The following is a 12,395-nucleotide window of genomic DNA, read 5'->3' as shown; positions in this document are numbered from 1 at the left end:
CCCATGAACCGATTCACAGGGCGAACCGTCGTCGTCACCGGCGCCTCGTCCGGCATCGGCGCGGCGAGCGCCGCACGCCTGGCCGCCGAAGGAGCGGCCGTCGTCCTCGCCGACATCGCCGACGAGGCCGGCGCCGCACTCGCACAGAGGATCCGCGACAACGGAGGACGCGCCGCGTTCGTGCGGTGCGACGTCTCCTCCGAGGACGAGTGGCGCCACGTGCGGGACCGCGCCCACACCCTGTTCGGCCCGGTCGCCGTCGTGCACAGCAACGCCTTCACCCACACCGACGCGCCCGCACACGAGGTCAGCGCAAACGACTGGGACCGCGAGCTGGCCGTCAACCTCAAGGCGCCCTACCTCGCCGTGCGGACGTTCCTCGACGACCTGCGCACCACCCGCGGTTCCTTCGTCGCCACCTCCAGCGTGCACGCGCTGTGCAGCCTGCCCGGCTACCCGGCCTACGCGGCGGCCAAGGGCGGCATCTGCGCACTCATCCGGCAACTCGCGGTCGAATACGGGTCCGAGGTGCGCTTCAACTCCGTGCTCCCCGGCCCCATCCTCACCGAGAACTGGGAGGACGTGGACGAGGAGGGCCGCCGGCTCTCCGCCCGGGCCACGGCCCTCGGACGGCTGGGCCACCCCGACGAAGTGGCCGCCGCCGTCGCCTTCCTCGCGTCCGACGACGCCTCGTACATCACCGGCACGAACCTGACCGTGGACGGCGGCTGGGCCGTGAAGAAGGAGTCCAAGTGAAGATCACATCCCTGCGCACCTACCTGGTGGCCCCCCGCTGGTGCTTCCTGCGCGTGGACACCGACGAGGGCATCACCGGCTGGGGCGAACCGGTCGTCGAGGGCCGCGCGCACACCGTCGCGGCAGCCGTCGAAGAACTCTCCGACCACCTCGTCGGCCAGGACCCGATGCGCATCGAGGACCACTGGCAGGTCCTCACCAAGGGCGGCTTCTACCGCGGCGGTCCCGTCCTGTCGAGCGCCGTCGCTGGCATCGACCAGGCGCTGTGGGACATCGCGGGCAAGGCCCTGGGAGTCCCCGTGTGGCAACTGCTCGGCGGCAACGTCCGCGACCGGGCCCGGGTGTACAGCTGGATCGGCGGCGACCGCCCGACCGATGTCGCGGAACAGGCCGCGGCCCGCAAGGCCGAGGGCTTCACGGCCATCAAGATGAACGCCTCGCCCCAGTTGGAACTGATCGACACGCCCCGGGCCGTCCGTGACATCGTCGAACGGGTGGAGAGCGTCCGCACGGAGGTCGGCGACGAGTTCGACATCGCCGTGGACTTCCACGGCCGGCTCACCCTCCCCATGGCGCGCAGGGTGCTGCCGCTGCTGGAGCCGTACCTGCCGTTCTTCGTCGAGGAACCCGTGGTCCCCGAGATGAGCGCCCACATCGGCGAGGTCGTGCGTTCCACCAGCATTCCCATCGCCACCGGGGAACGGCTTTACTCCCGCTGGGACTTCAAGCCGGTCCTCCAACAGGGGATCGCCGTGGCCCAGCCCGACCTCTCCCACGCCGGCGGGATCTCCGAGGTACGGCGGATAGCGGCGATGGCGGAGGCCCACGACGTCTCGCTGGCCCCGCACTGCCCGCTCGGGCCGATCGCGCTGGCCGCCTGCCTCCAGGTCGGCTTCGCCACCCCCAACCTGCTCATCCAGGAGCAGAGTCTCGGGATCCACTACAACGCCGGGTCGGACCTCTTGGACTACCTCACCGACCGGTCCGTCTTCCAGTACGAGGACGGCCACGTCGGCCTGCTCACCGCGCCCGGACTCGGCATCGACGTGGACGAGAAGGCCGTCGAGCGGGCCGCCGAGACCGGCCATCGCTGGCGCAACCCGGTGTGGCGACGGGCAGACGGCTCCCTCGCCGAATGGTGACCCCGCGCGGGAGACGCCGCCTCGACGTCTCCCGCGCAGGGGCGGACGGGCCCTGTCGGGCGCCGGCCGTCGCTCGTCAGGACGTGAGGGATTCGAGCAGTCTTCGGGTGGCCGGGCCGTAGACCCCGGGCGGGTCGTCGTGGACGCCGTGCCTCGCCTGGAACCGCGCGACCTCGTTCTGCAGGTGCTGGTCGTAGCGGCCTCGCTGGGGCAAGTCCCACGATCCGATCCGCGCGAGCCGGCGCTGTAGGTCCACGACCTCGCGCCCCGTGTCGTGGCGTCGCAACGTCGGCCCCTCGGTGGGAGTCACCGGCGCACTGGAGGGCGGCGTCGTGCCCGAACCGTCCGGCAGCGGCGCGGTGGACGGTGTGGAACTCGCTTCCGTGGTACCGGCCGCGGGTGTCGAGGGCGCGGGCGGGGCAACCGAGGCCGCGGTGCCCGGCAGACCGCGCCCCGCTGCCGGGACGGCCCGTTGCCCACTGCTCGGGAGCGAGCCGGGGGGCCGGGGCTGCTCGGGTGTCGTGTCCGGCGCCTCGTCGGGCGTCTCGCCCTCGTCGACCATGTCGAGCCTGCTCGCGGGAGGGGGCGCCGTCACGTCCCGGCTGTCCTGGTCTCGCCCGAGCGCGTACGTGCCCGCGAGGGCTGCGGAGCCGATCAGGGTGGCGAGCGCCGCGGTGAGGGGGAGCTGCCGACGCCGACGCGCGGGTTTGTGCGCCCGGTGGGCTCCCGTCCTGACCACGACCACGGGCGGGCCGAACCTCTCGCTACCGGGAGGGAGTTCGCTCTCGTGGACCGCCTGCGGTATGACCCACGACACCGTGGTGGCGGCCGGCCCGTCAGCCGGCGTCGGTTCGTGCAGGGAGAGGTACGGCCGTACCCACTCCTGGTCGAACTGTGCCGGAGCGCCGGCCCGGCCGGGGGCCGCCGTGTCGTGGGCGGCGGTGCAGGCGCACTGCGGGATGTCGCCGCATCGAGGGCAGAAGGGGGTGCTCACGGGACTCCAGTCGGATTTCCGGGACATGCCGCACAGCCCCTCGGCGCGCGGCGCCGTGCAACTCGGGAATTGTCGGTTCTGCATCGGGACGGGCCATCTGACGCGGCGTTCACCGCGAGAAGATCGTTCGGGGAGGAAGGGGGTGAACGGTGAACTTACTGTGTGTGAAGCAGGAAGATCCAGTCCCGTCGGATCCCAGTTGATAACGATCCGCTCAATGCGCCGTAGGGTCACTCGGGGCCGGCCTCCAGGGAATTGCCTCCTTGGGGCAGTGGTGCGGGAGAGGAGGTTTCGGGAAGGGGTCGGCCGATGCGCCAGGGGTCTACGGCGACCTGTCACGACGTGGGGGCGGCGCCATGCCCGCTGTCCTGAAGTGCTCGATTCGGCGACCGGCAGCGGTCTGCCGCGCGAGCGGGGCCATGGGAGAGAAGTCGGCTGGTGGCCCGGCGCCCGGGCTCCTGTACCCCTTGGGGGCAGGGTTGCCGAGCCGTCGGCGCAGGCGGCTCGTGCGGTCGTGGGGCGGAAACCAGGGTGTTGACTTCCTTGCGTGTGTGTCTGATTCTGTTCGGTGTGAGGTTGCCGTCGAGTGTCCTCGCGTGTCAGGCCGGGGTACGCCCGACCCTCAGGTGAGGGCAGGGTGCCGGCTTTCCGAGACGCGGCGAGGAACGCGCCGGCGATCTCCGTTTCTTGTTGTACGGCCGGCTGGCATCGTGTGCCGGCCGGCGCTGTGGAACGCGGACCTCTCATCGAGGGGAATTCCGGCGGCTCGCCCTGCGCGTGAAGTGAAATCCGGCCCGAAATTACCTTGGGGCGGATATCCCGAAATCGGCACCCGAAAGAACTATCCGCGGGCGTGCCATGTCCTGAACAATGGGGCGACTTTCCACTTCCCACCCAGGACGTTCCCCACGTGTCGATGAATCATCACTCCGCTGTGAGTCGGATGACCGACCAGCGACTGTGCGACGCCATCCGCGCCGCGGACCAGGCGGCGCCCTCGGCGGAGGCCGAGCTGCGACGGCGTCACCGGCAACAAGTCACCGCCTTCGCCCGGGCGATCGGCGACGATCCCCTGACCGCCCCCCGAGCCGCGGATCGCGCGATGGACCAGTTGGCACGCATGCTGGCCTCTTCCACCACCGAATCCCTCGACCGGCCTCCTCGCCTGGTGCTGCTGACGATGGTGTCCCCATCCGCGCCGGAGCAAGGAGCCGCACATCCCGCCGGCGCCACACCACCGCCGTCGACCGGCCAGGTGGAGGCCGTGCGGGACCCGGTCCTCCAATCGTTCGTCCGGCAGGCGTTCGCCAGGCTGCCTCCCCGTACCCAGGCGGTCCTGTGGCACTCCGTGGTCGAGGAGGAGCCGGACGGCCGCGTCGCGGTGATCACCGGGGATCGGTCCGACTCCGTACCCGACCTGGCGCAACGGGCGTTGGCCTCGTGCGGTGAGGCCTTCCTGCGGGTCCACCTGGAGGCGGCACCCACCCCGCACTGCCCCGCCTACGCCCGCCTGCTGGCCGCGGCCGCCGAGCGCGCGGACGTGCGCAGGAATCCGGACCTGACGTGCCACGTCGAGGGATGTCCCGGCTGCGCGGCCGCCCTCCGCGGCCTCGTCGTCCTCCGCGACACTCCCCGCCCCTTGCTGGTCGGCTCGCTGCTCGGTCCCCGCGGGCCCCTCTACCTTCTCGGGGGCGCCCGAACGGGGGTGGACGCCGCGGGCGGGCCACCACGCCCGGTCGAGGGGGATCCGCCCGGAGATCGGCCGGAGCCCGACGATGCCGGCCGAGGTCTGTCGGCCATCCTCCGGAGGCCGGCCGGACTGGTCACCATCGGCGTCGTGACGGTCCTCGTCACGACGGTGGCGTTCGCCGTCGCAGCTCGTCCGGCCTGGGGGCCTTCGGCGACCGGTGAGGCGCCGGCGGTCCCACCGCCATCGCGCGCCGACGCCGGCAACGGCACTGTGTCCCCCGCCCCGTCGGGGACCGGGGTGCCGCCCTCCTCATCCGCTTCGCCCCGACGCTCTTCCCGCGCGTCACCGTCCGCCGAGGCGTCGCCCGGCGGTCGGCCCTCGTCCAGCGGCCCCGCACCGACGGAGACCTCCGCTGCCGAGCCGGTGCGGCCGTTTCGCGCCTCCGGGTACGTGCCGGCCGTCAATTCCGCCACCGGTTTGTGTCTGGACGTGAGCGGCGGCGCCTTCGCGAACGGCGTCGACGTGATCACCACCCGCTGCCAGGAGGGGGCGTCGGCGCAGCAGTGGCGGCTCGATGAGAAGGGGCTCCTGCACAATGCCGCCAACCCGGGCTTCTGCCTGGACGCGCGCGGTACCACCGGGGACGGCGTGGGCGTCTGGTCGTGCTCGGCGCTCGGCAAGGCCACCGGGGACAACGTGGTGTTCTCCACCGACGCGGCGGGCCGCATCAAGCCCCGTATCGCACCGGACTACGCCGTGACGTCAGGCGCCCCCGGCGCTCCTGTCGTCTTCGGTCGCACAGGCCCGGCTGCCGAGCAGCGCTGGAACGAGTCCTCCGGGCGAACCCCGAGCGGGAAGCGGTAGACCAACAGAGTCGAACATGAATCAGCGGATATCAACATGCACTCGGTGTCGACGTGCGTCACGCTCGGCGGGGGTCGGTCCCGCCCCGAGTATTCGCCCTCGGGGACGTCAGAGGGCCGAAGTTCAAGGGAAGGCGGGGTGGCGGCCCGAGTGCGCCACGGAAGGTCACGGGGGCGCATCGATCGGAAACCGCCGGTTCACACTGTTGACTTATGAAGGAAACAGCGCTTTTCTCTGTTGCATCAAGTTTGAAAGAGGCCGACTGTGAAGGATTCCTCGTGCGGGAGTCGGTCCCTCGGTCGGTCAGTCGTCGAGCGGGGCCGGACCGGCTCTCCCTCGAACAGCCTCGCCCGACCCCACAACCTCGGGTGGCGAACGCAACGGCGACCGACCCCCCTTATCCACCCCCACGCACGTGCCCCACTGGTCGCTCCTGTGCGGCCCGTCCAAGCAAAGGGAACGACATGCTCACTCACCACCACCGCCGCCCGGTAGCCGCAGCGGCTCTGGGTCTGGCCTCGATGCTCGTCCTGTCCGCGTGCTCCAGTGGCCAGGAGACGACGGGCGGGAGCACGGACGTGGGGAAGGTCGACGGGAAGATCTCCCTGACCTATCTGCAGAAGCAGGGCGACCAGGAGTACTTCATCGGCGAGGCCGCCGGCGCGAAGGCGAAGGCGAAGGAGCTCGGCATCGACCTGAAGGTGGTGAACCTGGGCAACGACGCGAACAAGACCGTGAGCGAAGCCCAGGCTGCCATCTCGCAGAAGAGCAACGGGCTGATCGTCGTCGTTCCCGACCCGGCCGTGGGGCCGCAGGTGGTGCAGCTGGCGAAGGATGCCAAGGCGGCGCTGCTGACGTCGGACGACCAGATCTGCAGCACCGGCCCCGACCCGTCCTCCTGCGGCGCCGACGCGCTGGTTCCCCGCATCGGCTTCAGCGGGCAGCAGATGGGTGGCGAGGTCGGCAAGCGGGCGGCCGAGGAGTTCAAGAAGGCCGGATGGAACCCCGCGGAGACCCGGACGATCTCGGCCTGGAAGCAGGACGTCACCGTCTGCACCGACCGCGTGAACGCCTCGAAGAAGGCGTTCACCGAAGGCGCCGGCGCACCGGTCCAGAACATCGACGTGCCGACGGACAACTCCCCGACCGGCGCGCAGGACAAGATCGCCGCGACCATCACCGCGAACCCCTCCGTCAAGCACTGGGTGGTGTGGGGCTGCAACGACGAGAACGTCCAAGGCGGGGTCACCGCGCTGGAGAACGCCGGCTTCAAGGCGGACAACGTGATCGGCGTGGGCCTCGGCGCCTACCTGGCCTGCAAGAACTGGAGCTCGGACAAGCCCTCCGGGATGAAGGCCGCGCTCTTCATCAACGGCAAGGACGTCGGCGCCCTGGCCGTGCAGACAATGTACGACAAGCTGAAGAACGGCAAGGAGTTCCCCAAGGAAGCCTTCGCCCCGACCAAGATGGTCGACGCCTCCAACTGGAAGGACGCGGGAGTCACCTGCGGCTGAGCCCGCCCGAGGCCAGGACGGGTACGGACCCGCCGCCGCGGAGCCGTACCCGCCACCCGTTCCGACCACCGCCGACCAGCGACATCGCCGGACCGGCACACGTTCCCCCAGCTTGTGAGGCCCCCATGACCACAGCCGGCACAGAACCACCGACTGCCGCCCCCTCCGCCCAGGACCTCGGCGAAGAGATCTCTGTGGAGAACATCACCAAACGCTTCGGCGCGGTACAGGCGCTCAGCGGCGTCACGCTCACCTTCCCCCGGGGTCAGGTGACCGCCCTCATGGGCGAGAACGGCGCAGGCAAGTCGACCCTGTTGAAGATCCTCACCGGTGACCACCAGCCCACCGAGGGAACCATCCTGTGGGACGGGCGTCCGCGGACCCTCTCCTCACCGCACGACGCCCACAAGGCCGGGATCCGCATCATCCCGCAGGAACCCGAGATCATCCCGCACGTCTCGGTCGCCGAGAACGTGTACGCCGGCGCCCTGCCGCGCGGCGCGGGACGCCGTCTCGACCGGGCCGAACTGCGCCGCCGCATCACCGCCGACCTGGCCCGACTCGGCTTCGAGAAGGTCATCCACCCCGATCAGCTCGGCTCCGAACTCACCGCCGCACAACGCCAACTGGTGGAGATCCTGCGGGCGCTGACCGGCGACGCGAAGGTCATAGCCTTCGACGAGCCCACCTCCTCCCTCTCCGAGAACGAGGTCGAGGCCCTCTTCGCCCTGATCGACCGGCTCCGGAACCAGGGCATCGCCGTCATCTACGTCTCCCACCGCATGAAGGAGATCTTCCACCTCGCCGACCGCATAGCCGTCCTGCGCGACGGCGCGGTCGCCGGTGTGCTGGAGGCCCGCGACACGAACGAGGGCGAGGTCGTCCGCCTGATGGTCGGCCGCGACCTCTCCACCCTGTTCGTGCGCCAGGACGTCGCCCGCGACGAGGTGGTGCTGCGGCTGGAGGGCGTCACCACCGACGACGTCAGCGACATCGACCTCCACGTCCGTGCCGGAGAGGTGGTCGCCCTGGCCGGCCTCATGGGAGCCGGACGGTCCGAACTGGCCCTCGCCCTCGCCGGCGATCAGCCCATCCGGTCGGGTCGTGTCTCCGTGAACGGCCAACCCCTGCGCCTGCGCAGCCCCAAGGACGCGATCCGCGCGAGCATCGGACTCGCCCCCGAGGAGCGCAAGGCCCAGGCCCTGTTCCTCCACCGCTCCATCCGGGACAACACGTCCCTGGTGAGCCTGGACCGCCTGCGCCGCTGGCGCTTCGTCCAGAGCCGCCAGGAGAAGGCGGTGGCACAGGACTTCTCCGACCGGTTGCGGGTGCGCACGCCCTCGATCGAGCACGAAGTGCGCAAACTGTCGGGCGGCAACCAGCAGAAGGTCGTCCTGGCCCGATGGCTGCTGCGCAAGCCCAAGGTCCTCATCCTCGACGAACCCACGCGCGGCATCGACATCGGGGCCAAGGCGGAGATCTACCGCATCATCGCCGACCTCGCCCGGGAGGGGGTCGCCCTGCTGGTGATCTCCTCCGAACTGCCCGAAGTCCTCGGGCTGGCCGACCGGATCGTCGTGATGCAGAACGGTCGCATCACCGGCGAACTCAACCGCTCGGAAGCCACCGAGGAAGCCATCCTCAACCTCGCCATGGCCGACGACCTGGCTCCCGTCGTATCCGACCGACCGCTCACAGACTCCGCCGATGGAGACGCTCGATGACCACCACCCAGACGCCGGCCACCACCGAGAACATCCCCGCTCCGGCGCGGAAGACCAGAGGAGCCCTGCTCTCCTCACTCGGCGGTCAGAACCTCAGCCTGATCGGCGCCCTCGTCCTCGTCCTCGCCCTGTTCGGGTTCCTCAACGACAATTACCTCAGCCTCTCCAACATCCAGGTCATCGGAGAAGCGGCGACGATCACCGGACTGCTCGCCATCGTGCAGACCGTCGTGATCATCTGCGGGGGGCTCGACATCTCCGTCGGCTCCCAGGCCGGCCTGGCCTCCGTCGTGAGCGCCATGGTCTTCACGTCCGCGGGATCCAATCCCTACCTCGGCATGGCCGCCGCGATCGGCGTCGGAATCCTCGTCGGTGTGATCAACGGCGTCGCCATCGTCTACGGACGCGTCAACCCCACCATCGCCACCCTCGCCGGGCTGGCCGCCTACAAGGGCGTGGCGCAGCTCGTCTCCGGCGGCCGCGCTCAGGGCTACGTCCTCAACGATCCGTTCTTCGTCTTCCTCGGCCGCGGCAAGATCGCGGGCATACCGGTCATGATCTGGATCCTGGTGGTCGTGGCACTGGCCGTGCACGTCCTGCTCAAGTACACGGACATCGGTCGCAACGTCTACGCGATCGGCGGCAACGACACGGCGGCGCGCCTGGCGGGCATCAACATCAACAAGTACCTGGTGGCGGTGTACGCGCTCATCGGTGTGGTCGCCGCGGTCGCGGGGATCCTCCTGACCGCGCGCACCGGTTCCGGACAGCCCGTCTCCGGCAGTGAGGGGCTGGAACTGAAGGCCATCACGGCGGCGGCGTTGGGCGGGTGCGCGCTCAAGGGCGGCAAGGGCGGTATCGGCGGCACCCTGCTGGCCGTGGCACTGCTCGGTGCTCTGGAGAACGGTCTGACCGTCCAGGGCATCAACACCTTCTGGCAGAACGTCGCCCAGGGCGCCCTCCTCGTCGCGGCGGTCGTCATCCAGCAGCGCCGCAGCGGCGAACGCGCCGTCGGATTGCCCCACTGACACCACGCACGACGAGGCCCGCCCCGAAAGGGGTCGGGCCTCGTCGTGTCACGAGCCGTCGGATCGTGACCAAGGGAGGGTGAGACGGAGGGCGATCGGCTTTTCCGGCCCGAAACCCAATTGACTGCGGGAGGCATGGGACAGGAACGGTCGTGGCATTTCGGTACGGGCACGCCTTTCCTTCGTCATAAAGCACACGAGATGGAACGAAAGTGCTGGAACGACCTCAGGAAGCTCCGGATGCGGCCCTGTTGGGACAGCTCGCCCGGATAGTCGAGCGGATCCGTTGAGCGGATACGCCGGGCGGCTTATCCACCATCCGGTGTGAATGTTCTGCGCAGGCCGTCCCGGAACCCCTTGCATCACCTTATTGGATGCAGTGTACAATTGATCTCTGTCTGGAATTCGCTAGAGATCATCGGGTGGGATTGTGACAGAGCCGGCACCGCTAGCGGCCCAGCGGAGAGAACTGATCCTCGACACCGTGCGCCGCAAGGGAGCGGTGCGCGTCGCCGCGCTCGTGGAGCAACTCGGCGTCTCCGACATGACCATCCGTCGCGATCTGGACGTGCTGGCCAAGGCGGGGTCGGTCGAGAAGGTGCACGGCGGGGCGGTGAGGACCTCCGGCACCACGTCCGACGAGCCCGGCTTCGAAACCAAGTCCACCCTCAAGTCCGCGGCCAAGGCGGCGGTCGCGGACGCAGCCGCCCAACTGGTGCGGCCCGGCAGTGTCGTGGCGATCTCCGGAGGGACGACGACGTACGCCGTCGCCCACAGGCTGCGCGACATCGCCGGCCTGACCGTGGTGACCAACTCCCTGCCCGTGGCGGATCTGTTGCGCCCCTCCGGGTCGGACGACGGCTCGGCAGGACCGACCCTGCTGGTCACGGGCGGGGCCCCCACGAAGTCCGCGTCGCTGGTCGGACCGCTGGCGGATCAGGCGATCCGCTCCCTGCAGGTCGACCTCCTGATCGTGGGCGCTCACGGGGTCTCCGAACGCGCCGGGGTGACCACGCCGAACCTCGCGGAGGCGGAGACCAACCGCGCCCTGATCTCGGCCGCCACCCAGCTGGCCGTCGTGGCCGATCACAGCAAGTGGGGGATCGTCGGCCTGAGCCGGTTCGCCGACCTGTCCGACATCGACTACTTCGTGTCCGACGACGGACTCGGCGAGCAGGCCCGTACCGTCCTCGGTGAGCAGGTCGGGCGCCTGATCCTGGCGGACACCCAGGGGGCGTGAGCACGTCCCGCCGCCCCGGGGGAGAGGCGCCCCCGGGCGTCGACGCCCGCAGCGGGCCGGGCTCTCGGTGGCCCCGGCGACCGCCCTGACGTGGCGGTCGGAGTCGACACCCGGGCCATCAGGGCTCGAAGCGGTAACCAAAGCCGCGCACGGTGATGATGTGCAGGTGGCCGATCTTTTGGCGCAGTCGCTGCACGTGTACGTCGACGAGTCGCTTGTCGTCGCTCCGAGGGCAGTCCCACACACGCTCCAGCAACGTGTCCCGCGACAGGACCACTGCGGGCCGCGCGGCGAACGTCAGGAGGAGTTTGAGCTCCGTGGGCGTGAGGTCGAGCAGCCGGCCGGACCGCCTGACCGTCAGCCCTGCCGGATCGATCCGCAGGTCACCGAAGTCCATCGGGGATGCCCGGGACGAAGGATCGGCGGCCGGGAAGCCGGTGGCGCGACGCAGCGCGGACCGGATCCGTGCCACGAGGACGGGGATGTCGAACGGCTTCGTGACGTAGTCGTCGGCGCCCGCCTCAAGGCCGAGGACGACGTCCACCGGATCGGTCCGCGAGGAGATCAGCAACACCGGCGCACGGCTCTCCGCGCGGATGCGCCGCACCAGGCTCACCCCGTCGAGGCCGGGCAGCACGACGTCCACGACGGCCACATCGGGGCGGAGCTCCCTGAACCGGGCCAACCCGTCGTTCCCGTCGACGGCCGTGTGCACCTCGTACCCGTAGCGTCGCAGGGCGAGCGAGGTGACCTCGCGCCACAGGGCGTCCCCCTCGACCAGCAGGACGGACGTCATGGCCCGGCCTCCGCCGCCGAGTCGGGGCCGCCGGCGTGAAACGGGGCGGTGGTCTTCGCTGTGGACCTGCGCATTGCCCGCCTTCGCCCGAATACCACCGGCGCCGAGTACCACCGTCGCCCCGAAGTCATTCAAGGACGAAAGCGCCATTTCCGTGCTCATGTGTCGGGGTGCCGTTATTTTGACCATGCCTCAGGTGCCTGTCAAGCGATAGCCGGGACGGAACCATCGGCCGAAATGCCTTGTACCGCAAACGACTTGACGTGGCCGGGCGCGGTGCCATGTCCCTTCCGAACGTCTTGGCCGCCCCTACGAAGCGGAGATATCGTCCGAGTGACCGTCGACCGACACGAAACAGGGAACGGCGCCAGTGCCTCCCGTCTGACGTGCCGAGGACGAACTCCTCGTACGGCAGGCGGCGGTGAAGAAGGTCCATGTCCCACCCCACGTACCGGACGACACGATCCGCACGCTCCACGAACGCTCACGCCGCGAGGCGCGCAGCGCGGCCCGCATCGCCCGCGCGAGGTCGCCCGGATCAGCCTGGCCGTGCTCGCCGCGCTGCGCGCCCCCCGTCGGCTACCGAGAGGGCTCCGTCTGCCGAGCTGACCCCCGCTGCGCACGCGCCGTCCGCCCGTGGCCACCGG

9 protein-coding genes are annotated in these 12,395 nt (G+C 70.1%); 7 read left to right on the top strand and 2 right to left on the bottom strand.

The window, feature by feature from the left end; genetic code table 11:
* The first annotated feature begins 3 nt into the window (after window positions 1–3).
* Together OG906_RS01810 and dgoD are read left to right on the top strand one after the other, a co-directional pair.
* Window positions 4–756 carry an SDR family NAD(P)-dependent oxidoreductase gene (locus OG906_RS01810; RefSeq protein WP_329439286.1) on the top strand — a complete coding sequence of 251 codons (753 nt, stop codon included), beginning with the start codon at window positions 4–6 and terminating at the stop codon, window positions 754–756.
* On the top strand, window positions 753–1,898 hold the full coding sequence (gene dgoD, locus OG906_RS01805; RefSeq protein ID WP_329439284.1) for a galactonate dehydratase: 1,146 nt from the start codon (window positions 753–755) through the stop codon (window positions 1,896–1,898). Before OG906_RS01810 ends, dgoD begins: the two co-directional genes overlap by 4 nt.
* Window positions 1,899–1,974: 76 nt before the next feature.
* Here dgoD and OG906_RS01800 read toward each other — a convergent pair whose 3' ends face one another.
* Window positions 1,975–2,892 carry a peptidoglycan-binding domain-containing protein gene (locus tag OG906_RS01800; protein ID WP_329439282.1) on the bottom strand — a complete coding sequence of 306 codons (918 nt, stop codon included), beginning with the start codon at window positions 2,890–2,892 and terminating at the stop codon, window positions 1,975–1,977.
* A 943-nt stretch (window positions 2,893–3,835) separates the two neighbouring features.
* Between OG906_RS01800 and OG906_RS01795 the strand changes: the two genes are divergently transcribed.
* The 5 genes from OG906_RS01795 (at window position 3,836) to OG906_RS01775 (ending at window position 10,952) form a co-directional block, all read left to right on the top strand.
* A complete protein-coding gene (locus tag OG906_RS01795; protein WP_329439280.1) occupies window positions 3,836–5,446 on the top strand; it encodes an RICIN domain-containing protein in 1,611 nt (536 codons plus the stop codon).
* A gap of 464 nt (window positions 5,447–5,910) precedes the next feature.
* The gene (locus OG906_RS01790; protein ID WP_329439278.1) at window positions 5,911–6,960 is read left to right on the top strand and encodes a substrate-binding domain-containing protein; all 1,050 of its coding nucleotides are present in this window, start codon (window positions 5,911–5,913) and stop codon (window positions 6,958–6,960) included.
* Between the two features lie 125 nt (window positions 6,961–7,085).
* Window positions 7,086–8,684, top strand: coding sequence for a sugar ABC transporter ATP-binding protein (locus OG906_RS01785; RefSeq protein ID WP_329439276.1), 1,599 nt, complete (start codon window positions 7,086–7,088; stop codon window positions 8,682–8,684).
* A complete protein-coding gene (locus OG906_RS01780) occupies window positions 8,681–9,712 on the top strand; it encodes an ABC transporter permease (RefSeq protein ID WP_329439274.1) in 1,032 nt (343 codons plus the stop codon). Before OG906_RS01785 ends, OG906_RS01780 begins: the two co-directional genes overlap by 4 nt.
* 430 nt (window positions 9,713–10,142) lie before the next feature.
* Window positions 10,143–10,952, top strand: coding sequence for a DeoR/GlpR family DNA-binding transcription regulator (locus OG906_RS01775; RefSeq protein WP_329439272.1), 810 nt, complete (start codon window positions 10,143–10,145; stop codon window positions 10,950–10,952).
* Between the two features lie 118 nt (window positions 10,953–11,070).
* Here the strand turns inward: OG906_RS01775 and OG906_RS01770 are convergent, their stop codons facing one another.
* Window positions 11,071–11,748, bottom strand: a complete 678-nt coding sequence (locus tag OG906_RS01770) for a response regulator transcription factor (RefSeq protein ID WP_329439269.1) — start codon at window positions 11,746–11,748, stop codon at window positions 11,071–11,073.
* Window positions 11,749–12,395 lie beyond the last annotated feature (647 nt).

Source organism: Streptomyces sp. NBC_01426 (assembly GCF_036231985.1).
Lineage (GTDB): Bacteria > Actinomycetota > Actinomycetes > Streptomycetales > Streptomycetaceae > Streptomyces.
Note: the sequence above shows the minus strand (reverse complement) of the source record. Positions and strands in the feature narration are given on the sequence as shown.